Origin of the sequence: Salipiger bermudensis (genome assembly GCF_017309175.1) — a bacterium.
Classification (GTDB): domain Bacteria; phylum Pseudomonadota; class Alphaproteobacteria; order Rhodobacterales; family Rhodobacteraceae; genus Salipiger; species Salipiger bermudensis.
In genome coordinates this window covers 1-24679 of the sequence record NZ_JAEKJV010000024.1, presented here as the reverse complement: position 1 = coordinate 24679, position 24679 = coordinate 1, and the positions used below count along the sequence as shown (strand labels likewise).

The 24679-nt window shown below is 66.8% G+C and carries 21 protein-coding genes and 1 tRNA gene; 17 read left to right on the top strand and 5 right to left on the bottom strand.

Annotation, left to right across the window (positions count from 1 at the left end):
- Nucleotides 1-21 precede the first annotated feature (21 nt).
- The 13 genes from JF542_RS22455 (at nucleotide 22) to JF542_RS22395 (ending at nucleotide 15751) form a co-directional block, all read left to right on the top strand.
- Complete coding sequence (locus JF542_RS22455; RefSeq protein WP_242533899.1) at nucleotides 22-2121, top strand: hydantoinase/oxoprolinase family protein; 2100 nt, start codon at nucleotides 22-24, stop codon at nucleotides 2119-2121.
- A complete protein-coding gene (locus JF542_RS22450) occupies nucleotides 2118-3716 on the top strand; it encodes a hydantoinase B/oxoprolinase family protein (protein WP_207077518.1) in 1599 nt (532 codons plus the stop codon). The genes JF542_RS22455 and JF542_RS22450 overlap by 4 nt, the downstream gene beginning before the upstream one ends.
- 65 nt (nucleotides 3717-3781) lie before the next feature.
- Nucleotides 3782-5314 carry an ABC transporter substrate-binding protein gene (locus tag JF542_RS22445; RefSeq protein WP_242533898.1) on the top strand — a complete coding sequence of 511 codons (1533 nt, stop codon included), beginning with the start codon at nucleotides 3782-3784 and terminating at the stop codon, nucleotides 5312-5314.
- Nucleotides 5315-5324: 10 nt separating this feature from the next.
- Nucleotides 5325-6281 carry an ABC transporter permease gene (locus tag JF542_RS22440; RefSeq protein ID WP_040544773.1) on the top strand — a complete coding sequence of 319 codons (957 nt, stop codon included), beginning with the start codon at nucleotides 5325-5327 and terminating at the stop codon, nucleotides 6279-6281.
- Nucleotides 6282-8138 carry a dipeptide/oligopeptide/nickel ABC transporter permease/ATP-binding protein gene (locus JF542_RS22435; RefSeq protein WP_207077517.1) on the top strand — a complete coding sequence of 619 codons (1857 nt, stop codon included), beginning with the start codon at nucleotides 6282-6284 and terminating at the stop codon, nucleotides 8136-8138.
- A complete protein-coding gene (locus JF542_RS22430) occupies nucleotides 8135-9154 on the top strand; it encodes an ABC transporter ATP-binding protein (protein ID WP_207077516.1) in 1020 nt (339 codons plus the stop codon). Before JF542_RS22435 ends, JF542_RS22430 begins: the two co-directional genes overlap by 4 nt.
- Complete coding sequence (locus JF542_RS22425) at nucleotides 9151-9867, top strand: SDR family NAD(P)-dependent oxidoreductase (RefSeq protein ID WP_207077515.1); 717 nt, start codon at nucleotides 9151-9153, stop codon at nucleotides 9865-9867. Before JF542_RS22430 ends, JF542_RS22425 begins: the two co-directional genes overlap by 4 nt.
- A complete protein-coding gene (locus JF542_RS22420) occupies nucleotides 9867-11201 on the top strand; it encodes an NAD(P)/FAD-dependent oxidoreductase (protein WP_242533897.1) in 1335 nt (444 codons plus the stop codon). Before JF542_RS22425 ends, JF542_RS22420 begins: the two co-directional genes overlap by 1 nt.
- 114 nt (nucleotides 11202-11315) lie before the next feature.
- On the top strand, nucleotides 11316-12125 hold the full coding sequence (locus tag JF542_RS22415; protein WP_007799845.1) for a creatininase family protein: 810 nt from the start codon (nucleotides 11316-11318) through the stop codon (nucleotides 12123-12125).
- 62 nt (nucleotides 12126-12187) lie between these two features.
- Nucleotides 12188-13189: a TRAP transporter substrate-binding protein gene (locus tag JF542_RS22410; RefSeq protein WP_207077513.1), complete on the top strand. Its 1002-nt coding sequence runs from the start codon at nucleotides 12188-12190 to the stop codon at nucleotides 13187-13189.
- On the top strand, nucleotides 13186-13749 hold the full coding sequence (locus JF542_RS22405; RefSeq protein WP_007799849.1) for a TRAP transporter small permease: 564 nt from the start codon (nucleotides 13186-13188) through the stop codon (nucleotides 13747-13749). Before JF542_RS22410 ends, JF542_RS22405 begins: the two co-directional genes overlap by 4 nt.
- 3 nt (nucleotides 13750-13752) lie before the next feature.
- Nucleotides 13753-15039, top strand: a complete 1287-nt coding sequence (locus JF542_RS22400; RefSeq protein ID WP_207077512.1) for a TRAP transporter large permease — start codon at nucleotides 13753-13755, stop codon at nucleotides 15037-15039.
- A gap of 34 nt (nucleotides 15040-15073) precedes the next feature.
- Nucleotides 15074-15751: an RraA family protein gene (locus tag JF542_RS22395; RefSeq protein ID WP_007799853.1), complete on the top strand. Its 678-nt coding sequence runs from the start codon at nucleotides 15074-15076 to the stop codon at nucleotides 15749-15751.
- Nucleotides 15752-15754: 3 nt separating this feature from the next.
- Here JF542_RS22395 and JF542_RS22390 read toward each other — a convergent pair whose 3' ends face one another.
- Entirely contained in the window at nucleotides 15755-16666 is a 912-nt protein-coding gene (locus tag JF542_RS22390) for a LysR family transcriptional regulator (RefSeq protein WP_007799854.1), read from the bottom strand.
- A gap of 38 nt (nucleotides 16667-16704) precedes the next feature.
- Here JF542_RS22390 and JF542_RS22385 point away from each other — a divergent pair, with 38 nt between their 5' ends.
- Nucleotides 16705-17637 carry a 2-hydroxyacid dehydrogenase gene (locus JF542_RS22385; protein ID WP_007799856.1) on the top strand — a complete coding sequence of 311 codons (933 nt, stop codon included), beginning with the start codon at nucleotides 16705-16707 and terminating at the stop codon, nucleotides 17635-17637.
- 131 nt (nucleotides 17638-17768) lie between these two features.
- On the opposite strand, the gene JF542_RS22380 is transcribed toward JF542_RS22385, so the two are convergent.
- A complete protein-coding gene (locus tag JF542_RS22380; RefSeq protein ID WP_207077511.1) occupies nucleotides 17769-19445 on the bottom strand; it encodes a BCCT family transporter in 1677 nt (558 codons plus the stop codon).
- A gap of 167 nt (nucleotides 19446-19612) precedes the next feature.
- On the opposite strand from JF542_RS22380, the gene JF542_RS22375 reads away from it, so the two are divergent.
- Both JF542_RS22375 and JF542_RS22370 read left to right on the top strand, forming a co-directional pair.
- A complete protein-coding gene (locus JF542_RS22375; RefSeq protein WP_207077510.1) occupies nucleotides 19613-20290 on the top strand; it encodes a GntR family transcriptional regulator in 678 nt (225 codons plus the stop codon).
- 92 nt (nucleotides 20291-20382) lie between these two features.
- Nucleotides 20383-22074 carry a thiamine pyrophosphate-binding protein gene (locus JF542_RS22370; RefSeq protein WP_207077509.1) on the top strand — a complete coding sequence of 564 codons (1692 nt, stop codon included), beginning with the start codon at nucleotides 20383-20385 and terminating at the stop codon, nucleotides 22072-22074.
- A gap of 23 nt (nucleotides 22075-22097) precedes the next feature.
- On the opposite strand, the gene JF542_RS22365 is transcribed toward JF542_RS22370, so the two are convergent.
- Nucleotides 22098-22850: an aspartate/glutamate racemase family protein gene (locus JF542_RS22365; RefSeq protein WP_207077508.1), complete on the bottom strand. Its 753-nt coding sequence runs from the start codon at nucleotides 22848-22850 to the stop codon at nucleotides 22098-22100.
- A gap of 309 nt (nucleotides 22851-23159) precedes the next feature.
- Here JF542_RS22365 and JF542_RS22360 point away from each other — a divergent pair.
- Nucleotides 23160-23259, top strand: a tRNA-Ser gene (locus JF542_RS22360).
- Here JF542_RS22360 and JF542_RS22355 read toward each other — a convergent pair.
- Nucleotides 23257-24162: a tyrosine-type recombinase/integrase gene (locus JF542_RS22355; RefSeq protein ID WP_207077507.1), complete on the bottom strand. Its 906-nt coding sequence runs from the start codon at nucleotides 24160-24162 to the stop codon at nucleotides 23257-23259. The genes JF542_RS22360 and JF542_RS22355 overlap by 3 nt on opposite strands.
- Nucleotides 24155-24535 (bottom strand): hypothetical protein, encoded by a 381-nt coding sequence (locus tag JF542_RS22350; protein ID WP_207077506.1) that lies wholly within the window; start codon nucleotides 24533-24535, stop codon nucleotides 24155-24157. Before JF542_RS22350 ends, JF542_RS22355 begins: the two co-directional genes overlap by 8 nt.
- Between the last annotated feature and the right edge of the window lie 144 nt (nucleotides 24536-24679).

Below are 24679 nucleotides of genomic sequence, written 5' to 3'. Positions count from 1 at the left end.
CAAGAGGACAAGACTTCGATGATGGACGGATCGCAAGGCATCACCCCAGCAGGCACATGGCGCGTCGGCGTTGATTCCGGCGGCACGTTCACCGACGTGTGCCTCTTCGACGAGGCCAGCGGCCGCATCGAGGTATGGAAGGTCTCCTCCACCCCGGATGACCCGTCGCGCGGCATCGCGCAGGGTGTCGAGGAAGGCATGAAGGAACACGCGGAGGGCAGCGAGAGCGATCCTGCCGCCGCCATCGCCTATCTCGGCCACGGCACCACCGTCGCCACCAACGCGCTGATCACCCATCGTGGCGCCAAGGTCGGCCTGCTGACCACCGAAGGCTTCCGCGACCTGCTCGAGATCGGCCGCCAGAAGCGGCCCGACCTCTACGATCTCTTCGCCGAGAAGCCGCAGACGCTGGTCCCTCGCGCGCTGCGCTTCGAGCTGCCCGAGCGCATGCTGCGCACCGGTGAGATCGACAAACCGCTCGATGAGGAGGCCGTGCGCAAGGCCGCCCGCGCGATGAAGGAGGCCGGGGTCGAGGCCGTGGCGATCTGCTTCCTCTATGCCTTCGTGAACCCGGTGCACGAGCAGGCCGCACGCCGCATCGTCGAGGAGGAGATGCCCGGCGTCTTCCTCTGCGCCAGCCACGAGATTGCCCCCGAGTTCCGCGAGTTCGAGCGCCTCTCGACGGCGACGGTCAATTCCTATCTCGGCCCGATCATGCACCGCTATATCAGCCGGCTGACGCCGCGCCTGCAGGAGCTCGGCCTGCCGGTCGCGCCGCACCTGACGCAGTCCAACGGTGGCGTGGTGCGCTTCGAGGCCGCGGCACAGACCCCGGTGCGGGCGGTGCTCTCGGGCCCCTCCACCGGTGTGGTCGCGGCGCAGGCCATCGGCGCCCGCGCGGGCTTTGACGACATCATCACCTTCGACGTCGGCGGCACCTCCTCGGACGTGGCGCTCATGGCCGGCGGCGAGACCGCGCAGACCAATGAAAGCGTCGTGCATGGCTACCCGATCAAGGCGCCGATGCTCGACATCCACACCGTGGGCGCCGGCGGCGGCTCGATCGCCTCGATCGACTCGGGCGGCCTGCTGAAGGTCGGCCCGGAAAGCGCCGGCGCCGATCCCGGCCCTGTCTGCTATGGCCGCGGCGCAACCGATCCCACTGTCACCGATGCCAATATCGTGCTCCAGATCCTCAACCCGGTCGAGATCCTCGGCGGCCGCATGAAGGTGCGCCGCGATCTCGCGGTCGAGGCCATTGCCAAGCTCGGCGAGCGGCTGGGCATGGAGACCATGGACGTGGCGCAGGGCATCATCTCGGTGGTGACGGCGAACATGGCCAAGGCGATCCGGGTGATCTCGGTGCAGCGCGGCCACGACCCGCGCAACTACGCGCTGATGGCCTTTGGCGGCGCGGGTCCCCTGCATGCGGTGCGGCTGGCGCAGGAACTGGGCATGACCACGGTGATCGTGCCGCGCAGCCCGGGCATCCTCTGCGCCATGGGCCTGCTGCTCACCGATCTGCGTGCGGATTTCTCCGCCACCCGCCTGACCGCGCTCGAGCCCGCCAATCTCAGCATCATCGCCGAGACCGTGGCCTCGGTCGAAGCCGAGGCCTCCGGCTGGTTCGACGCCGAGGCGATCCCCGCCGACAAGCGCCGCCTCACCCGCCGCATCGACATGCGCTACGATGGCCAGAACTACGAGCTGTCGATCCCGCTGCCCGACGGCCCGGTGACCGAGGCCACGCTGGAGACGCTCAAGCAGGGCTTCACCGAGGCGCATGAGCGGCTCTACGGCTTTGCCGTGCCCGAAGAGCGCATCCTTTGCGTGACCTTCCGCGCGGAGGCCATGGGCCTGGTGCAGAAGGCCGAGCTGCCCGAGCGCGCGCTCGGCGATTCCGATCCCAGCGAAGCGGTCATCGGAAGCCGCGAGGTCTGGTATCCCGAGACCGGCGCGTTCACCGAGACCACGCTCTATGCCCGCGAGAAGCTTGCCCCCGGCATGGCCTTCGCCGGCCCCGCCATCGTCGAGCAGATGGACACCACAACGCTGGTGCCCCCCGGGGTCACCGCCACCGTGGACAAGATCGACAACCTTATCCTGGAGCTCAGCGCATGACCGGCCAAACCACCACTCACGCACTCGACCCGATCACGGTCGAGGTCATCGGTGCCGCGCTCTCCTCGATCGTGGAGGAGACCGGCGAAGCGCTGGTCCGCGCCTCCTACTCGACCAACATCAAGGAACGCCGCGATTGTTCTACGGCGCTATTTGACCGGCAGGGCCGCACGCTCTGTCAGGCCGAGCATATCCCGATCCACCTCGGCAGCTTCCTCGACTTCATCCCGATGCTGCTGGCGGATCACGACGAGAAGGACCTGCGCCCGGGCGATGTCTTCGTCGGCAACGACGCCTATCGCGGCGGCGGCACCCACCTGCCCGACATCGTTCTGGCCGAGCCGATCTTCGTCGACGAGCAGCTCGTGGCGTGGACGGTGAACCTCGCGCACCACTCGGATTTCGTCGACCGGGCGCATGCCCATATCTACCAGGAAGGCCTGCGCATCCCGCCGGTGCGGCTCTACAAGGCCGGTGAGCTGCAGAAGGACATCCAGGAGCTGATTCTGCTGAACTGCCAGGTCCCGCGCGAGCGCCTGTCGGACCTGCGCGCCCAGATGGCCGCCAACCGGGTCGGCGTGCAACGCTTTCAGGAGCTCTGCGCGCGCCACGGCCCGGATGTGGTGCTGGCCTCGGGCGAGGCGCTGCTCGACTATGCCGAGCGCAAGATGCGCGCCGGCATCGCCGCCCTGCCCGATGGAAGCTGGCGCTTCGAGGACGTGTTCGACAATCTCGATTTCGATGACCCGATCCCCTTCGCGGTGACGGTAACCGTCGCGGGCGACGCGCTGTCGCTTGATTTCGAGGCGCCCGAGCAGATCCGCGCCCCGATCAACATGACCCGCACGGCGCTGCTGGCGACGGTCTATTACATCGTGAAATCGGTGATCGACCCGACGGTCCTGCCCAACGCGGGCCTCGCCCGTCCGATCACCGTCAACGCGCCGCACGGCTCGATCCTCAACTGCAAGCACCCCGCCGCGGTCAACGGCCGGGTGCAGACCTGCCAGCGCGTCGCCGACCTGATCCTCGGCGCCCTGGCGCAGGCGGTGCCCGAGCGGGTCTCGGCCTGCACCAACTCCACATGCTCGGTTGCGGTGTTCTCGGGCACCCGCCAGAGCGGGCCGGATGCGGGCACCTACTGGGTCTATCTCGAGACCATCGGTGGCGGCGGCGGCGCCCGCCCTCAGGCGGACGGGCTCGATGGCATCCACGTTCACGCCACCAACACCTCGAACCTGCCTGTCGAGGCGCTGGAGGGCGAATACCCCCTGATCCTCGAGCGCTACGAGCTCGTCGACGGCTCTGGCGGGGCCGGCAAGCACCGTGGCGGCATGGGCCTGCGCCGCGTCTACCGCGCCACCGAGGAGTGCATGGTCCGCGTCGACGTCTCGCGCAACAAGTCGCGGTCCTGGGGCCTCGAAGGCGGCGGCGAAGGCGGCCATGGCAGCTATGCCACCAGCCCCGGCTGCGCCCCGTTCGAGCGTGGCTACGGCACCCTGCGCGCCGGCGAATGGCTCGAGGTCATCACCCCCGGGGGCGGTGGCTACGGCACGCCGGATGAGACCAGCGAAACACAGATCGCGGCGGAATGATCCGCCCGGCACAATTCAACAGGGCCAGGAAGAGCCCGCCACAACCCGACAAGGAGACACCTTCAATGACAACGCGAATGAACCGTCGCGGCTTTCTCGCCACCACCGGCGCCGCCGCAGGCGCACTGAGCTTCCTCGGCCCCAAGGCCCTGCACGCGCAGGACGGCGGCACGCTGCGCTTCGGCCTCTCGACCTACCCGCCGAGCCTCGATGCCTGGGCCTCGAACGGCACCGCCGCCGGCACCATCAAGCTGATGATCCACCGCGGCCTGCTGGGCTACGGCCCCGATGGCACGATGCGCGGCGAACTGGCCGAAAGCTGGGAGGTCGACGACGAGGGCGCCTGGGTCTTCACCCTGCGCGACGCCACCTGGCATGACGGCACCCCCGTTACCTCCGAGGATATCGCCTGGAACGTCCTCGAGGCGCAGAAGCCCGACAGCGCCGCCTATCTGCAGGGTCAGCTCGCCGCCATCACTTCGGTCGAGACCCCGGACGAGAAGACCGTGCGCATGGTCACCGACGAGCCGCTGGCGGTTCTGCCGGGCTGGTTCGCGCATTTCAACATGCCGATGATCAAGAAGGGCGAAGCCCGCGACACCACCATGGGCTCGGGTCCGTTCCTCTATGACAGCGCCGATCGCGGCGTGTCGATCTCGCTCTCTGCGTGGGACGGCTACTACAAGGACGAGATGCCGAAGGTCGCCAATATCGAGGCCATCGTCTATGCCGACGAGAACCTGCGCGTGGCGGCGCTCGAGGCCGGCGACGTCGACCTGGTCGAATACGTGCCGTGGCAGGCGATGGACCAGATCGAAGCGAATGACGAGCTGGCGCTGCAGGCCACCGACGGTCCGTTCATGTACCTGACCTTCAATGCCTCGCGTCCGCCCTTCGACAACCCGAAGGTCCGTCAGGCCGTGGCCCACGCCATCAAGCGCGAAGACATCGCGGCGGCGGCGTTCTACGGCCGCGGCGGCGCGCTCGAGCACCTGCCGATCGCCGAGGGCTCCGAGTTCTACAACCCGGAACTGGCCAACTCGTGGAACTACGACCCCGAGAAGGCTCAGGCGCTGCTGGCCGAGGCCGGCTACCCGGACGGCTTCGACTGCGTGATGCTGTCGACCGCGCAATACGGCATGCACCAGTCCACCGCAGAGGTCTGCCAGGCGTATCTGTCGATGATCGGCATCAACGTGCAGCTTGACCTGCCGGAATGGTCGACCCGGGTGAAGAAGGGCAACGAGGGCACCTATGACCTTGCCGTGATGGGCACCGCCGCGATGAACAACGACCCCGACGGCCTCGCCACCGTGGTCGACGGTTCGCTCTCCCCGAGCTTCGTGCGCAGCTTCGGCATGGAAACCCCGGAGATCTCCGAGCTTTTCGCTCGTGGCCGCGCCACCTTCGACACCGAGGAGCGCAAGGCAATCTACAAGGAGCTGGAAGAGATCGCCATCGACACGGTTCCGGTCGTCGGTCTGTCCTGGCGCTCGCAGGGCTACGGCATGCGCGCCAACGCCGAAGGGTTCACCGTGATGCCCGGCCAGCTTGTCTTCTATTCCGGCATGACGCTGGAAGAAACCGTGCTGGGCTGAAGCTGACCCCATGCTGAGATATATTGCTACCAGAAGCCTCGTGGCGCTGTTCCTCGTCTGGATCGTCGTCTCGGTGGTGTTCCTCCTCCTGCACCTCATTCCGGGCGATCCGGCAGAGCTGCTGCTCAGTCAGGGCAATGTCGCCGCCGATCCTCAGGCCGTCGCTGCGCTGCGCGAGCAGATGGGGCTCAACGCCCCTCTCTGGCAGCAATATATCGACCACATGACCGGTGTGCTCACCGGTGATCTCGGCGCGTCGTTCCGCGACGGCGCGCCGGTGATCGAGCAGATCGCCCTGCGCCTGCCGCGCACCCTCGAGGTGATCCTCGCGGCCTCGCTGATCGCCACCGGCATCGGCGTGCCGCTGGGCACCTATGCGGCGATCCGCGCCGACGGCAAGGCCGATGCGGTGATCTCCTTCTTCGCCTCGGCCTCGCTCTCGACGCCTGTCTTCGTGGTGGGCTCGGTGGTGATCCTGATCTTTGCGCAGAAGCTGCAATGGCTTCCCGCCGGCGGCTTCACGCCGTTCTCCGAGGACCCGCTCGAACACCTGCAGCTGCTGCTGCTGCCCGCCTGCACCGTGGCGCTGTCGCTGCTGGCGGTGATCACCCGGATGAGCCGCGCCTCCGTGCTCGAGGTGCTGCAACGCGACTACGTGCGCACAGCCCGCGCCAAGGGCCTGCCCCGCAACCCGATCCTGCGCCGCCACGTGGTGCGCAACGCGCTGATCCCGGTGCTGACGGTGCTCGGCCTCGAGATGGGCACGCTGATCGGCGGCACGGTGCTGGTCGAGTTCGTGTTCAACTGGCCGGGCCTCTCGGGCTACCTCGTCGCCGCCGTCGATGCACGCGACTATCCCGAAGTGGTCGGCATCGTGATGACGATCTCGGTCCTCTTCGTCTTTCTCAATCTCGTCGTGGATGTGGTGAACGCCCTGCTCGACCCCCGAATTTCCCTGGTGCGCTGAATGAGCCGGTCTACCCGCAAGCTGATCCTGCCCGGCACAATCGCCGCGCTGATCGTCGCCACCGTGCTGCTCGCCCCGCTCCTGCCCCTGCAGGACGTGCGCGGCATGGACATCCCCAACCGCTTCGCCGGCCCCTCCGCCGGACACTGGCTCGGCCAAGACGATTTCGGCCGCGACGTGCTCTCGCGCCTGATCTGGGGCGGCCGCGCCTCGCTGTTCATCGCCGTGGGCTCAGCGATCTTCGCCGCCATCATCGGCACCGCGCTCGGCCTGCTCGGCGGCTACTTTCGCGGCGCCGTCGAGCTCGTCACGGTGCGCGCCGCCGAGATCATCCTCTGCCTGCCGCCGCTGCTGCTAGCGCTGCTGGTGGTGACCATCCTCGGCGCGGGCACATGGCCGCTCGTGCTGGCGCTGACCATCCTCTACACGCCCAACTATGCGCGGGTGGTCTATGCCGCGACGCAGCAGGTGCGCGGGCTCGACTTCGTCACCGCGCAGCGGTCGATGGGCACGCACCCGATGAAGATCCTCGTCCGCACCATCCTGCCCAACGTGCTGCCGCCGCTGCTGGTGCAGATGTCGCTGGTGGTGGCCTCGGCCATGGTGATCGAGAGCGGGCTGTCCTTCCTCGGTCTCGGCGTCGTGCCGCCGACACCCTCCTGGGGCCTGATGATCCGCTCGGCGCGCGGTGCCATGGAGGTCGCGCCGCTGCTGCTGGTCTGGCCGTCGCTGGCTCTTGCCGGCACCATCCTGACCTTCAACCTGCTCTGCGACCGTCTTCAATCGGCGCTCGATCCCCGCGCCGTCACCGCCGGTGGCGCGCTCTGGCTGCGGCCGCGCTCTGCCGCCGCGAAGAAACCCGCCACCCCGGTCGAGGCCGATGCCGACGCCCCGCTGCTCGAGATCCGCGACATGTCCATCGCCGTGCGTGACATGGAGCTGGTGCGCCGCGTGTCGCTGACCGTCCGCCCCGGCGAGACCGTGGCGCTGGTCGGAGAGAGCGGCTCGGGCAAGACCCTGACCGGCCTTGCGATGACCGGCCTGCTGCCCGACACGCTGCGCGTTACCGGCGGCACCGCACACTACACCACCCGCGAGGGCAAGGCGGTCGATCTCGCCAAGCTCGACGAGGAAGGCATCCGCGCGTTGCGCGGTGACGAGGTCTCGATGGTGTTCCAGGATGCCGCCGCGGCGCTCAATCCGGTGCTGCGCATCGGCGAGCAGGTGGCCGAAGCGATCCGCGCCCATCACGACCTCGAGGGCGACGCTCTGCAGACCCGCGTGGTGGAGTTGCTGCGCCATGTCGGCATCCCCGACCCCGAGCAGCGGGTGCGGGCCTACCCGCACGAGCTTTCGGGCGGCCAGCGCCAGCGCGCGATGATCGCCGTCGCCGTGGCCAACAACCCGCGCCTGCTGATTGCCGACGAGCCGACCACCGCGCTCGACCCGACGATCCAGGCGCAGATCCTGCAGCTTTTTGCGCAGCTCAAGCGCGACACGCCGGGCATGGGCATGATTTTCGTCACCCACGACCTTGCCGTGGTGGCCGAGATCGCCGACCGGGTGACGGTGATGTATGCCGGCGAGGTGGTCGAGGAAGGCCCGGTGGCCGAGGTCTTCGAGCGCCCGCGCCACCCCTACACCGCCGCGCTGATCGCCTCGGTGCCCGAGGGCGGTGCCGAGCGGCTGACCGCGATCCCAGGCTCGGTGCCCTCGCCGCGCCAGATGCCCAGCGGCTGCCGCTTCGCGCCCCGCTGCGCCTTCGCCACCGAGCGCTGCACCGCCAATCCCCCCAAGGCGGAGCACCCGGCCCCGGGCCGCGTGACCCGCTGCTTCCACTGGGAGACCGTCACATGAGCGAGCTTGCCACCTCCGCGCCGCTGGTCGTGGCCGAAAATCTCGGCCGCAACTTCCCCACCCGCCACGGTCTTCTGGGCCGAGCGCACGATGTCTGGGCGGTGCGGGATGTGAGCCTGACCATCGCCCGGGGCGAAACCGTCGGCATCGTCGGCGAGTCGGGCTGCGGCAAGTCCACGCTGGGACGCATGATGATGGGGCTCGACCTGCCCACCACCGGCTCCATGAGCTTTGACGGGCGCGACCTGTCGGCGCTCTCCAACCCCGAGATGCGCAAGCTCTCGCGCCGAATGCAGATGGTGTTCCAGGACCCGTTCGGCTCACTCGATCCCCGCCGCAGCATCGGCGCCCAGATCGCCGACGGGCTCAGAACCCACAACATCGTGCCCGGCTCCGAGGTCAAGGCCGAGGTGGCGCGGCTGCTAGAACAGGTCGGCCTGCCGACCTCCGCGGCGCAGCGCCGCCCGCACGAGTTCTCGGGTGGCCAGCGCCAGCGCATCGCGGTGGCGCGCGCCCTCTCGACCCGGCCCGATTTCATCGTCGCCGACGAGCCGGTCTCGGCGCTCGACGTGTCGATCCAGGCGCAGGTGGTGAACCTGCTCGAGGATCTGCGCCGCGATCTCGATCTCGCCATGCTGTTCATCAGCCACGACCTGCACGTGGTGCGCCATCTCTGCACCCGCATCGTGGTGATGTATCTCGGCCGCATCGTCGAGGAAGGCCCGGCCGAGAAGGTCTTTGGCTCGCCCGCCCATCCCTACACGCGCGCCCTGCTCGCCGCGACGCCCTCGCTGCACCCGGGCGACGGCTCGGACGGCGACCGGATCCTGAAGGGCGAGCTGCCGAGCCCTGCGAACCCGCCCTCGGGCTGCCCGTTCCGCACCCGCTGCCCGATCGCCGAGGACGCCTGCGCCAGCGCCGTGCCACCGCTCGATCCGGTCGGAGACGACTGGAACGTGCGCTGCGTCAAGGGCGGCCCGGTGACACCCGCGACAGCGCAGGAGGTACACGCATGAGCGAGGCCCCCGTCGCGATGATCACCGGGGCGAGCCGCGGCATCGGCGCGGCGATCGCCCACGCACTGGCCGGGCGCGGCTACGCCCTGTCGCTTGGCCTGCGCGATCCGTCCTCGCTGCCCGACAGCTTGGAGCAATACGATCCGCTGATCGTGCCCTACGACGCTGCCAAAGCCGAAGATGCCCGCGCCTTCGTCGCGGCCACCGAGGCGCGCTTCGGGCGCATCGACGCGCTGGTGAACAACGCCGGGATCGCCGGGCCGCTCGAGCTGATGCCGGAAGAGCCGCAACCCGATGACGAAATGGAAGAGATGCTCGACGCGCTCCTTTCGATCAACGTCAAGGCGCCCTTCCGCCTGACCCGCGCAGCGCTGCCGGCGCTATGCCGCAGCGGGGCCGGCCGGGTGATCGTGCTGGCCTCGGCCTCCGGCAAACGCGTGCTGGGGCTTAATGCCGGTTACCAGATGACCAAGCACGCCGCCGTGGCGCTCTCCCACGCCGCGCGGCGGTCGGGCTGGGACGACGGCTTGCGCGCCTGCGTCGTCTGTCCCGGCTTCGTTGCCACCGATCTCACCCTGCGGCACGACCTGCCGCGCCACGAGATCACCCAGCCTGAAGACCTCGGCAAGCTCGTGGCAGACGTCGTCACCTTGCCGAACACAGCTAGCGTGTCCGAGCTGGTGGTCAACTGGCGCTACGAGCCGGGGCTGTGATGAGACCCTATGTCGACACCGTCGAAGGCGATGCCGCGCTGCCCGGCGAGGTCGACCTCGCCATCATCGGCGGCGGCATCGTCGGCTGCGCGGCCGCGTTCTGGGCCGCCGAACAGGGCTTTCGCGTCGCACTGATCGAGAAAGGCCGCATCGCCGGCGAACAGTCGAGCCGCAACTGGGGCTGGGTGCGCCGCATGGGCCGCGACGCCGCCGAGTATCCCCTGGGCATCGAGAGCCTGCGGATCTGGGACACGCTGCAGCAGCGCACCGGACATGACACCGGCTTTCGCCGCACCGGCATCGTCTACACCGCCCAGACCGACGCCGAGATGGCGTGGATCGAGAGCGTCGCGCAGGATGCCGAGACCTTCGGCATCGGCGCGCGCCGCCTGACCGAGGCGCAGTTGCAGGCGCAGTTCCCCGGCGGCACGGTTCCGGCCCGCGCCGGCCTTCTGACCGCCGATGATGGCCGCGCGGAACCGGCGCTCGCCGCCCCGGCGCTGGCAAAGGGCGCCCGCGCCAAGGGCGCTGCAATCCTCACCAATTGCGCCGTGCGTGACATCGAAACCAAGGGCGGGCGCGTCTCGGCGGTGCTGACCGAGCGCGGTCGCATCCCCTGCGGTGCGGCGATCCTCGCCGGCGGCGCGTGGTCGCGGCTGTTTCTCGGCAATCTCGGCGTGTCGCTGCCCCAGCTCAGGGTGCGCGGCTCGGTGATGCGCACCGAACCGCTCGAGGGCGGACCGAAATACGCGCTCGGCAACGGCCAGTTCGGCATCCGCCCCCGGCTCGACGGCGGCTACACGATTTCGCGCCGGGGCCGCGCCAAGGTGCAGATCACTCCCGACAGCTTTCGCCTGCTGCCGCATTTCATGAAGAGCCTGAAGGAGCATCGCGGCGAGGTCTCGCTGACCCTCGATCGCAGCCTCTGGGACGGGCTCATCACGCCGCGCCACTGGAGCGCCGACAGCGTGACGCCGTTCGAGAAGTGCCGCGTGCTCGATCCCGAACCGCAGCACGCCATGCTCGACCAGGCGCTGCGCGCGGTGACGAAGGTCTTCCCGGCCTTCAGGGATGTGAAGATTGCTGAAAAATGGGGCGGTATCATCGACGTGACCCCGGACGCGGTTCCGGTGATCGACCACGCCGCCGCGATCCCCGGTCTGGTCATCGCCACAGGTTTCTCGGGGCACGGCTTCGGCATCGGCCCCGCCGCCGGCCAGCTGGCCTCGGAAATGGCTTTGTATCAAACTCTTACGGTCGACCCGACCCCGTTCCGCCTGTCCCGCTTCGGGGCGCTTGCGGGCGCCGCAGCCCCTGCGGCAGCGGCGGAATAAGCGACTGAAAAATTCCGTTTATCGGCCCGCAAACCGATTGAATTGGACCCTAGGGGCTGAGCCCCGTTCACTACCCGTCAACTCTGGCGGACAAGATGACAAGGACATGACAGCATGATCGAAAAGATCCGGATCGCGGAACTGACCTCGGAAGAGGCGCGCCAGGAACTCACGTCCGAGGCGGTGGTTCTGCTGCCCATGGGCTCGCTCGAGGATCAGGGCATCCACGCACCTATGGGCGATTACATGGCTGCCGACCTGATGGCGATGGAGATTGCCAAGGCGGCCCGCGAGGATGGCGTCCCCACCTTCGTTGCGCCCGTCATCCCATTCGGCGGTAAGGACTATTTCGAATCGAGCCACGGCGGCATCTCGATCTCGCACGCCACGCTTTGCGGCATCCTCGACGACATGTTCGGCTGCCTCGAGCGCCACGGCATCCGCAAGCTGATGATCGTCAACGGTCATGGCGGCAACGTTCCCGCGATCACCGAAGTGGCGCTGCGCTGGCGTCAGAAAGCCGGGCTCTTCATCCCGTCGATGTATCTCTGGCAGGTCGCTTATGGCGAACTGCCCGCCCTCATCGGGGCCGACAAGGCAAAGGCGAGCTCGGGCCATGGCGGCGACCCGCTGACCTCGGTCGGCCTGCACTTCTACCCCGACCTGATCCGTGCCGACATGATCAAGCCCGCCCCCACCGGCAGCGAGATCAAGGGCATGAAGATCGGCGGCTTCTCGTCGGTGGTCTATGACGGCGCCAAGATCCAGGCGCCCATCGAAGCGCTCGAGGCGACCGAGACCGGCGCCTATGGCTGCGATCCCACCCTGTGCTCGGCCGAGACCGGCGACGTGCTGGTCAAGCGCCTTGCCGCCATCGGCGCCGGCCTGGTCCGCGACCATGTCGCCAAGGGCCTGCACGACTGATCCATCACCAAGACCGGCGACCAAACCGGCAAATCCACCTGTCAACATCGAGGTTTATCCCAATGAAAACCAAGACACTTCTCAGCATGGCCACGGGCCTTGCAATGATCCTGGGCGGTGCCGCCCACGCCGAGACCACCTGGAAGATGGCGACCAAGATGCCGGTCGACAGCCCCGAGGGCCAGGTCTTCGAAAAGTTCGCCGAACTGACCGAGGAATACACCGACGGCGAGCTCAAGATCACCGTCTATCCCAACGAGCAGCTCGGCAAGGAGAACGCGGTTCTCGAGCAGCTTCAGGCCAACATCGTGCAGATCTACGCCGAGGGCTTCGGCTACATGAAAAAGTGGGAGCCGGCGCTCGGCTGGCTCGCAGGGCCCTACGCCTTCGACGATTTCGCCCACTGGCAGCGCTTCATGAACTCCGACACCGTCAAGGGCTGGTTCGACAACGCCGCCGCGGAATCCGGTGTGCGCCCGCTCGGCGACCCGACGCTGGTGCTGCGCGGCCCGTTCCGCGTCACCGTCTCGAACGTGCCGGTCGAGAGCGCGGCCGATTACGAAGGCCTGAAGATGCGCATGCACGAGAACAAGGTGGCGATCGACACCTGGGACAATCTTGGCGCAGAGGTCATCACCCTGCCCTGGACCGAGGTCTACCAGTCGATCTCGAAGGGCATCGTGCAGGCGGTGAACTCGCCCATCGCACTGGTGGAATCGATGCGCTTCAACGAGGTCGCGCCGTATATCACCCGCATGGACGAGTACTGGCAGTCGGTCGGCTTCATGGTCAACGAAAGCGCGCTCGAAGCGCTTGACGAAGACACCCGTGAAGGCCTGCTGAAAGCCTATGCCGAGGCCGGTGAACTGTCGCAGGAGATCATGTTCTCGGTCGCCGACGAGAGCATCGAGCGCATGGTGGCCGATGGCGCCACCTATACCGAGATCGACATCTCGCCGCTGGTCGAGAAGATGGCCACCTTCTACGCCGACATGGCCGAATCCGGCGAGCTGCCGGAAGGCTTCCTCGAGGCGGTCGAAGCAGCACGGACTCCCACCCAGTGACACCGCTCGACTATCAACCGGAGGGCCCGCTTCAGCGGGCCCTCAACCGCATCGACCGGCTCAACTGGTCGCTCGGCGGGGCCTTCCTGTGGATCTCCAACATCTGCCTGCTGGTGATGCTGGGCCTCACCACCGCAACCATCATCCTGCGCCCGATGAGCATGGCCCCCTACTGGATGTGGCCGTGGACGATGGTGTTCTTCATCTGGCTGAGCTTCTTCGGCTTCTTCGCGCTCTATGCCCGGCTCAAGGACGTGCGCATCGATTTCGTCGCCGAGCGCCTCGGACCGTCGGGCATGGTCATCACGCGCATCGTCTCGGATGCCGCGACACTCGTGGTCACCGGCGTGCTGATCCTGCAGATCCCCAAGGTGATCGCCACCTCGAACGGGGTCTATGACGGGGCAATCCTGCCCGCCGGGTTCGAGCTGCCGCGCCTCGCGCTCTCGGTTCCCCTCTTCATCTCGACGGTGCTCGTCGCGCTGACCGCCGTGCTCGACATCGTCAAGCTCGCGGCAGGCATGCCCGAGAACGTCACCGACCATCACCCGGAAGTCTGACCTATGGCCTGGATCCTCTTCGGCACCTTCATCGCGCTGATCCTCATGCGCGTGCCCATCTCCATCGCCATCGGCACGGCGACGGTTCTCACCTTCCTGACCTCGGACTTCTCGACCGCGCTGCAGATCATCCCGCAGCAGATGCTCGAGGGCGTCAACAAGGCCTCGCTCACCGCAGTGCCGTTTTTCATCATGGCCGGCAACCTGATGAACGCGACCGGCGTGACCGAGCGCATCTTTGCCTTCGCCAACTCGCTGGTGGGCCATCTCAAGGCCGGCCTCGCACAGGTCAACATCCTGTCTTCGATGATCTTTGCCGGCATCTCGGGCGCCGCCGTGGCGGACTGCGCCGGCCTCGGCGCCATCGAGATCAAGGCCATGCGCGAGCGCGGCTACAAGCCTGATTTCGCCGCCGCGATCACCGTTGCCTCCTCGGTGATCGGGCCGCTGATCCCGCCGTCGATCGGCCTCGTGCTCTACGCCTTCCTGGCACAGCAGTCGATCGAGCGGATGTTCCTCGCGGGCCTGATCCCGGGCATCCTGGTCGGCCTGTCGCTGATGCTCTACGTGCGCTTCCGCGCCCAGTTCGAGGAGTTCCCGACCCAGCCCCGCGCCACGGTGCGCGAGGTGGCGGGCACCGCCAAGCACGGCTTCCTGGCGCTCGTCGCTCCGGCGATCATCCTTGGCTCGATCATGTTCGGCTTCGTCACCGCCACCGAGGCGGGCGTGCTGGCCTGCATCTACTGCATCCTGATCGGCATCTGGTACAAGGAACTCACCTTCCGCGCCTTCTTTGCCGCGCTCAGCGACACCGCCATGATGACCGCCGTGATCATGATCATCATCGCCTTCTCGATCGCGATGGGCTGGCTGCTGGCCATCGACCAGACGCCGCAGAAGCTGGCAGACTTCACCTTCTCCTTCACCGAGAACAAGAACGTCTTCCTTGGCCTGCTGCTGATCTTCATCATCCTCGTCGGCTGCGTCGTCGAGGGGGTGCCGGCCAAGCTGATCCTGGTGCCGACGCTGCTGCCTCTGATCGACGCCTACGGCATCGACCGGGTGCATTTCGGCATCATCATCCAGCTTGGCCTGCTGCTCGGCATCGCCACGCCCCCGATGGGCATCGGCCTCTACATCGTCGCCGAGGTGGGCCGTGTCCGCTTCGAGAAGGTGACGATGGCGGTGCTGCCGATGCTGATCCCGCTGGTCGCCGTGCTGCTGCTGCTCACCTACGTGCCGCAGACCGTGACCTTCCTGCCGGACCTGATCCTCGGGCCGCAGAACTGATCTCCTGACATAACGACAAAAGAAGGGACCTCACATGTCCAACCTCGTCTACAAGCTCAACCCGATGCCCGAGAAGATCCCGCAGGAAAAGCTCGACCGTCTCGCCAAGCTCGAGACCGCCACCATCGGCCACTTCTACCACTACGGCTTCGCCGCCCCGGCGATCCAGCCGGTGCTGCCGGGCAAGGTCGTTGTCGGCACGCTGGCGACGCTGGCAATCCCGGGCCTCGACTCGACGCTGCTGCACCACTGCCTGAGCCAGTGCGGACCGGGCTATTTCCTCGCCGTGGATCGCCTCGGCGACACCAAGTACGCCTGCTGGGGCGGCGGCGTGACCCGCATGGCGGCAATGATCGGCCTCGAGGGCGGCTGCGTCGACGGCCCCCACACCGACACCGCCGAGATCGCCGAGCAGGACTTCGCCATGTGGTCGCGCGGCGCCTCGCCGGTCACCACCCGCCTCTACAACACCGGCGGCGGCTTCAACGTGCCGGTCTCGATCGGCGGCGCGGCTGTGCTGCCGGGCTACGCTGTGCTCGCCGATGATTGCGGCGTGCTGTTCATCGCGCCGGAAGACCTCGACGACGTGATCGAGCGCGGCGAGTTCCTCACCGAGCGCGGCCGCGTCAACGAGGCCAAGGTCACCGGCGGCACCCATCTCGGCGAGATGTCCGGTGCCACCAAGATGGTCGAGGAGAAGACCAAGGGCTGAGGCCTAGAGGTCCTCGAAGGAGCTGTACCGCCCATGGTCCCTGCACCACGCCCTCGCCGCCTCGCGCGCAAGCTCGAGCACTTGGCCCACCTGCTTTCGGCGGGCGCGGTTGGCGTGGGTGCAGGCGACATGCAGCGGCGCCAGCCCTTCGGTGGCCGCGATCTCGACAACCTTGCCGCTGGCGATCTCGTTCTCGAGCGCCGCCAGCGGCAGCGCCGAGGCACCGTAGCCCAGCCGGACCATCTCGCAGATCGCCGAGAGCGAATTGCCGTAATGGCGCGGCGCAGTGCGTTCCGCCATGTCGTCGACATAGTCGGCCACCGGATTGAACAGCGGCGAGGTCTTCGGGTAGTGGACCAGCGGCAGCGCCCGCAGATCGTCCGGACTCATCGGCTGAGGAAGGCCCTCGATGACATCTCCGCGCGACACCCAGCCGACTTGATACTCGACCCCGAAATCCGCGCCCCGCGCCCGGTCGCCGGACGCGGTGAAAGCCGCGTCCAGCGTGCCTGCCTCGACCAGACGGCGCAGTTGCAGATCAGAGCCGAGGTAGATGTCGATCGTCATCTCCGGCAATTCGGCCAGCAGCGCCTCGCGCAGGCGCGGGCCCCAGGTCAGCGCCGCCATACCCACAAGGCCAAGGCTCACGCCGCGCTTGTGCCGGTCCTGCAACCGGCCCAGCATGGCCTCGCGCAGGTTCAGGAACTGAACCGCGAATTCCGCAACTTCCAGCCCCTGATCGGTGAGCACGAAGCCGTCGGCCTCGCGGTCGATCAGGGTCTTGCCAAGATCCTTCTCAAGCGCCGTGATGCGCGCCGAAACCGCGGGCTGAGTCAGCCCGAGATATTCGGCCGTCTGCCGGTGTTTTCCGAACTGGCTCAGCCAGTAGAAGGCTTCGAGCTGCTTGAGATTCATTCCCATTCCCCAAAGATGACCGACCCAAAGGAGCAAACATGACCGTCGCCGTCTACCTTCCCCTCGCAGACAAGGCCCAGTGGTGGGTAGAGATGCTGCAGGAGCTGATGCCCGGCTGGGACATCGCCGCGCTGGATGACATCACCGACCCTGACGCCGTCACCTATGCCGTGGTCTGGCGGCCGCGTACAGGCGATCTCGCAAAATTCAGCAATCTCAAGGCCATCGTTTCAATCGGAGCGGGCATCGACCACGTTCTGAACGACGAGGAGTTGCCGCAGGGCGTGCCGATCATCCGCACCGTGGGCGATGATCTGACCCAGCGCATGCGCGAATACGTGGCGCTGCACGTGCTGCGCCATCACCGCGACATGCCGCGCCAGCTTCAGGCCCAGGCCGAGCTCGACTGGCACGCCATCGTGGTGCCGGTGGCCCCCAACCGCACCGTGGGCGTCATGGGCCTCGGCAATCTTGGCGCCGCCGCGGCGCAGACGCTGTCGATGCTGGGCTTCAACACCCGCGGCTGGTCGAAGTCGCCCAAGTCGATCGAGGGCGTCGAGACCTTCACCGGCCCCGAGCAGATGGACGCCTTCCTCGACGGCTGCGAGATCCTCGTGAACCTGCTGCCTCTGACCGAGCACACCACCGGCATCCTCAACGCGGATCTGTTCGGCAAGCTCGCCGAGGGTGCCTGCGTGATCAACTGCGCCCGCGGTCCGCACCTCGTGGATGGGGACCTGTTGGCGGCGCTCGAGAGCGGCCAGATCAAGCAGGCCACGCTCGACGTGTTCCACCAGGAGCCTCTGCCGACCGACAACCCGTTCTGGACCACGCCGGGCATCACCGTGACCCCGCACGTGGCCTCGCAGATCGACGCCGCCACCGGCGGGCGGATCATCGCCGCCAACCTCAAGACCTTCGAGGAGACCGGCACCTGCGCCGATCTCGCCGATGCGTCGCGCGGCTACTAAGACAAGGCGCCGGGCGGTTTCCCTGCCCGGCGCGCTCTTGATCCGGCGGTGGCTGATCGCGCTCGATGCGCTGCCCCGGCCGCCGGTCGAAATCTTGATGACGGCGCGGCCCCGCTAGGCCGCGCCGTTTTTCATTCCGCCGGGCTTGGCTGCTCGCGCAGGCCACCCGAGGTGCTTTCCGCGCTCGCCGGGCCGTGGCCGAACTCTTCCAGCTCGGGCCGCGTGCCGATGGTGATGTGGTCGATATCCTCTGCGGCGAATCCACGGATGATCGACGGGATCATCATGCTGACCAGGACAAAGATCGGCAAGCCCACCACAGTGATCACCTGTTGCAGCGCCGTCAGCCCCGCCTCGCCCGCCAGCAGGATCAGCATCGCCGCGACGAGCCCTTCGGCCACGCCCCAGAACACCCGCTGATGCGTCGGACCGGGTGTCGCCTTGCCGGTGCAGAGCATGTCGACCACCAGCGAGGCCGAGTCCGAGGAGGTGGCGAAGAAGATCGCCACGATCACCACCGCGAAGCCCTGGATAAACTGGGTGAAAGGGAACTGTTCGAAGAAGGCGAACATGGCCAGCGGCACGCTTTCGGCCACAGCGCTGCTGATCGCACCGGCACTGTCGCCCATCGCCTCGCGGGCGGCGAGGCCAAGGCCGTCGAATTCCATCGCCTGCCAGCCGAAGATGGCGAACCATATCAGGGTGAAGAGCGACGGCGCCATGAGCACGCCGAAGACGAACTCACGCACGGTCCGCCCGCGCGAGATCCGCGCCACGAAAAGGCCGATGAAGGGCGACCACGTCACGGTCCACGCCCAGTAGAACACCGTCCACGAGCCCTGCCAGCCCCAGCCGTCGGTGGTGGGGTTCTCATTGGCGAGCATGTCGTTCCAGAAGGCCAGCCGTGGCAGGGTGCCGAAATAGAGCCCGAAGGTCTCGACCACCCCGCGCAGCAGGAACAGCGTCGAGCCGCAGACCAGCACGAAGATCATCAACGCGACCGCCATCCCGATATTCAGATTCGACAAGAGCTTCACGCCCTTGTCGAGGCCCGCGACGATGGAGCCCACGGCCACCGCCGTCAGCACCGCGAGGATGGCAACCTGAACCCAGGCACCGGAGCCGGTGCCGAAGAGCGCGTCGAGCCCGGCGGCGATCTGGCTCGAGCCAAGGCCCAGCGAGACAGCCACGCCGAACAGCGTGCCGAGGATCGAGGCAATGTCGATGGCCTTGCCGACGGGGCCGTGGATGCCCTCGCCCAGCAGCGGGTAGAACACCGAGCTCACCCGCACCGGCAGGTCGTAGCGGTTGATGAAATAGGCGAAGGCGAGGCCCGGCAAGGTGAAGATCGTCCAGGTATGCAGGCCGAGGTGATAGATCGCGACCGAGATCGCATCCTTGGCCGCATCCTCGGTGAACGGATCGACGCCGGGCAGCGGCGGGTTCGAGAAATGGCTGATCGGCTCGGCCACGCCCCAGAACATCAGCACCGTGCCGATGCCGCCGGCAAACAGCATGGTGAACCACGACAGGTTCGAATAGACCGGGCGCTCGCCCTTGCGGCCCAGCCGGATATGGCCGTGGCGCGACATGGCGGCCCAGATCAGGAAGCCCAGCCAGACATTGACCCCGAGCACGAAGAACCAGCCAAGATTGGTGACGATCCAACTTCGCCCGACGGCAAAGGCATCTCCGATCGGTTCGGGAAACAGGATCAGGGCGAGGACGAAGACGACCGTGAACCCTGCGGAGACGAAAAATATCGTCGGATCGGTTCTCAGGCCGAGGCGGCGGGCAAGCTGTTCCAAGGATCAAGCCTCTGTGTTTTTTGCACTGTCACTTTACTCCAACAGGCGTGCTTTGAATTGGTTCCGCACAATCTTTACGGGAATTTTACCCTCACTGGCGAGCCGTTGACCGGGCCGCGATGCGCTGGATACCTTCCTGCATACAGATAAGCAGTCAGGACCCACCCATGCATCCGCAACCCGCCCCCGCCAGTTCTTCGCAGCGTGCTTATACCGAGCTTCGCGAGCGGCTGTTGCGCGCCACCTTCCTGCCGGGGGAAAAGCTCAACGAGGTGGCGCTGGCGGCCGAACTCGCGCTCAGCAGAACGCCCCTGCGCGAGGCGCTGAACCGGCTGACCGCCGAAGGGCTTCTGCTCCATCTCGACCGGGGCTTCGCCGCGCCGCCGCTCGATCCCGAGCGGGTCTTCGACTTGTTCGAGGCCCGGCTCGAAATCGAATGCGCCACCATCCGCCTCGCCTGTGCGCGGGCCGACGATGCCGGGTTCGACGAACTGGCCGCCTTCCTTGACGAGAGCGGCGCGGAGTCTCCAGACGCCTCGGTCGACCGGCTGATCGAACTCGATATCGGCTTCCACGACCGCATCGCCACCCTGTCCGGCAATGCTGTGCTGCGCCAGATGCTCGCCAATCTCAACGACCGGCTGCACCTGATCCGCTGGATCGCCATGGAGGGCCGCCGCGACCAGACCCAGGCCCAGCACCGCGACATGCTCGCCCATCTCCGCGATCGCGATGCCGAGGCCGCGATGGCCGCCATGCGGGTGCATATTCTCCATCGCAAGGAGGACATCCTCGCCGCGGTCAAGGCCGCCTACGGGCACGTCTATACCAGCGCCCGCAGCTGACCCCACCACGCGTTGCCGGTGGGCAGGCAGACCTGTATACAGAGCGGAATACATAACGGCAACCGCGCCACAGCCCACCAAGGAGACAGATCATGGACAACAGACTGAACGGAGCCGAGGCGATGGTGCGGATGCTCGAGGCGCAGGGCGTGCGGCACATCTTCGGGCTTTGCGGCGACACCACCCTGCCCTTCTATGACGCCATGCATCTGCTCGATCACAAGATCGACCACGTGCTCACCCGCGACGAGCGCAGCGCCACCTACATGGCCGACGGCTATTCCCGCGTCACCGGTCGGCCCGGTGTCTGCGAAGGCCCCTCGGGCGGCGGCGCCACCTACATTCTGCCGGGCCTGATCGAGGCCTCGGAAAGCTCCTACGCGGTGCTCGGCATCACCACCGATATCTCGGTGGCGAGCTACGGGAAATACCCGCTCACCGAGGTCGACCAGGAGGCGCTGATGCGCCCGCTGACCAAGTGGAACACCGTGATCAAGCGCGCCGATCACATCCCGCGCATGGTCCGCGCCGCCTTCCGCGCCATGACCACCGGGCGCTCGGGTGCCGCCCATCTGGGCCTGCCCTATGACATCCAGTACGATCAGGTCGACCCGGCCGAGATCTGGGCCGATCCCGCGCTCGCCACCTACCCCGCCTACCGCACCGGCCCCGACCCGGCGGCGGTCGAGGCGGCGGTCGACGCGCTCCTTTCGGCCAAGACGCCGCTCATCGTCTGCGGCGGCGGCGGCGTGGTTTCGGGCGCCATGGCCGCGCTCGACCGCCTCGCCACGCGTCTCGACGTGGCCGTCGCCACCTCGATCTCGGGGCAAGGGTCGCTCGCCGACAGCCACCCCAACGCGCTTGGAGTGGTGGGCTCGAACGGCGGCACCGACCAGACCTGGGAGATGATGGAAGCCGCCGATCTGGTGGTGTTCATGGGCTGCCGCGCCGGCTCCACCACGACCTCGCGCTGGGAGGCCCCGAGCCCCGGCACCCGCATCGTGCATTTCGACGTCGACCCGATGGTGATCGGGGCCAACCTGCCCACCGAGGTCGGCGTGGTGGGCGACCTGCGGCTCGCGCTCGAGATGGTCAATGCCGAGCTCGACCGCCGCGACCACGGAGCCTCCACCTTCGGGGGCGCCGCGGCGGTGGCCGACATCAAGCGCCGCAAGTTCGAGATCTTCGACCACATCGCCGCCGAGACCGATCACCCGATCCGCCCCGAGCGTGTCATCGCCGCGCTGATGAAGGTCCTGCCGCCCGACGCCACCGTGGTGTCCGATCCCGGCACCTCCTGCCCTTACGCCTCGGCCTATTATCGGCAGGCGCTCGCGGGGCGCTATTTCATCACCAACCGCGCCCACGGAGCGCTTGGCTATTCGCTCTCGGCCTCGCTGGGCGCGTGGTATGGGCGGCCCCAGTGCAAAACCGTGGCATTGATGGGCGACGGCTCCTTCGGCTTCACCGTGGGCGAACTGGAGACCGTCTGCCGGGCCCGTGCACCGATCACCCTCGTGGTTTTCTCGAACGCGAATTTCGGCTGGATCAAGGCCAGCCAGATGGCCGACAAGGGCAGCCGCTACTACAATGTCGACTTCAACCGCGTCGATCAGGCCGCCGTGGCCTCGGCCTATGGGGTGAAATCCTGGCGCGTCGAGGACCCGGCCGAGCTCGACCGGGTGCTGGCCGAGGCGGTCGCGCATGACGGCCCGACGCTGGTCGATGTCGTGACGCAGCCGCTCGAGGAGGCCAACGCGCCGGTGCGCCGCTGGATGGGCTGAGCCCGGATCACAGGCTCACAGGCTCAGAAGCGGCGCGGCTGCAGCCCGGCCTGGAACCAGGTGGTCATCGAGTAGATGTCGTAGACCGGCAACCCGGTGGCGGCGCGCACCGCAGCACTGTAGGGCGCCATGTTGGTGCATTCCAGCACGATCGCGCCAAGCTCCGGGTGCCGTGCGACGAGGGCCTGCGCCGCCGCCACCACATCGGCACAGGCCTTCGCGAGATCGAGCTGCGGCCGCGCGGCGTTGATGATGACCGGGAACAGCTCGTCGCCGCCCTCGCAGCCCGCAATCGGCGTGTCGAGCGGCACATTGATGCCCTCGAGATGCGCCGGCGTGATGCCGGCCGCGTTGATCGTGACGATCCCCACCTGCTGGCCCGGCGGCAGCGTTGCCTGCACCCAGGGCACCTGCATCATCGACGAGGTCGCCACCGGCACCTGCACGGCGTCGGCGAGCTGGCGCTGGTAGATCGACAGGAAGCCGCAATTGGTGGTGATGCCCTCGGCGCCAAGATCGACGAGATCCCGCGCGGCCGCGATGAAGGGCTCAAGCAGCCCCTCGGCCCGGTCGCAGACCACCTTGACCGGGCTGGCCCCGCGCACCACGTGGTAGAGCACCGGGAACGGCCAGGTCGTGGCGTTGCCCATGTCTCCATGCACGCGAGGGAAACGCGCCTCGAGCATCAGGATGCCGAGCGGCGCGCCGTAGATCGCCTTGCCGCCTTGCGCGACTTGGCTGCCGGGGGCTCCGAAGGGACGGACGGGATCGAACATCGGGCGGGTCTCCGTGCAAGGGCACCGTTGCGGGCCGAAGGAGGCCGGCGCGGGCGGGCTGTGCTCCGGATATGGCCCGGCGCGCGGCTTCACACAACGGTGCGGTCTGCTGCAGCCCGTGCTTCTCGCCGACTGCTGCGCAAGCGCCGCACCGCCACACCATGCAGGCCCTCTCGCCCAGTTCCGGGCAGCCGCGGCTCCTTGCCCCGAGGCCACTCCGCCCCGGCAGACGCGCCTTCAGGAAAAGATTTCGTATCCTCCAACATTTCGCCTTGTACTCCCCGCTTTCGCTTGGCTATACGCGTCGACGGAGACGTGGCCGAGTGGTCGAAGGCGCTCCCCTGCTAAGGGAGCGACACATTCGGGAAAAGGCTCTATAATCAGAGCCATAGAATCTTTCCGCCTTTCAGTTGCCCAAATCATTCCCAAAGTCCCAGCCGTAGGATTTCAGTCGCATCGGTAGATCCGAAGGCGCCAGCTTGGTGTAGCGGAGTGCCGTGTCATGCTTTGCCCAGCCTCCGCGGCTCATCAGAAGCTTCATGTCTTTCGTGGCGGCATACGTCCATGTGGCGAAGGAATGTCGCAATGAATGGGGCGTACATGCCTCCGGGAGGTCCGCTGCCTCTCGCAGTTTCTCGAACTCGCGTCGGATCTGACCGCCGCCCTTGTAGCGGAGCTTAAAGGGTTGACCCTTGCGATTGAGGATGATCGGCCCTTTATCCGGCAACCCTTCCATGTGGTCGGTTGCCTTCGAGGGAAGATAGACGAGGCGCGTGCTTGCCTCAGTCTTTCCGGCCCCCTCCAGTTCGCCACGGACCAAGCATTCACGCGTGTTCCAGTTGATGTCTTCAGCAGCCAGAACGAAGCTCTCGCCTGTCCGGCAGCCAGTCCCGAGCAGAAACGCGATGGCAGTGCGTATCCGCCTTTGTGGATCATCGACACCATATCGTTCAGGTGTGCTGGCGACACGCAGGAGATCTTCTGCCTGCTCCGGGGTAAGCCAGAACATGCGACGCGTGTCACAACCCTTCTCGCGCCTCGTTTTCGTCAGGTACTTGTCAAGAGACCGCAATGGTCCGAGGAAATTGCGCTGGATCGTGTTCTTCTGGCAGCCAGGATGGAGCACTGCAATTGCTTGGGCACGCCACGCGGGATCGAGCGTCTGACGAAAGGTGATCGAAGGACCAGCATATTCGATTAGTCGGTCGAATGGCCGCGGGTCTTCGGTGACATCTTGGAATTCTCTTGCAACGATAAAGAATAGCTCGTCTCTCCGATCTTCGTCGAAGAAGCCGTGAGGGAAATCAAACATGGCGACCTCCCTTCCGCTTCTTTCGCAACTCGGCCACAATCCGTTCGTATTCCGCAGTAGTAGCGGTTTTTGGCGAGTTCTTCCGCTGACGGAGACTGTCTGCCGCGCTATGGCGACGTAGAGCTCTGATCATCGCGATGTTTTCGCGATAGAACAGGTTCTTCCGGCCATGTTTCTCAACGACGCCCTTCACGTGTGCGTATCGTGCAAGCGTGTTGAAAAGTTCACGGCGAGAGATACCCAACTCGTCTGCGGCTCCTGCCGTCGTCAACGGATACTTGGGTGGCTCTTGGGTTGAAGCATTTCGTTGTCCAGATGGATAGGAGTTGCCGGACGAAGGCCCGGCGATGAGTTCGAGGTTGTCGTATACCATGGCAAAGCTCCTTTGTTGCGATTGGTGTGAACCGGCATGCAAAATTGACCCCGTAGCGGGGTGATCGGCGTCCAAAAATGACCCCCTTACACTGATGTGGATGATGCCCCCGAGGTCATCGGGGAGCACAGTGTGGGATGTTGG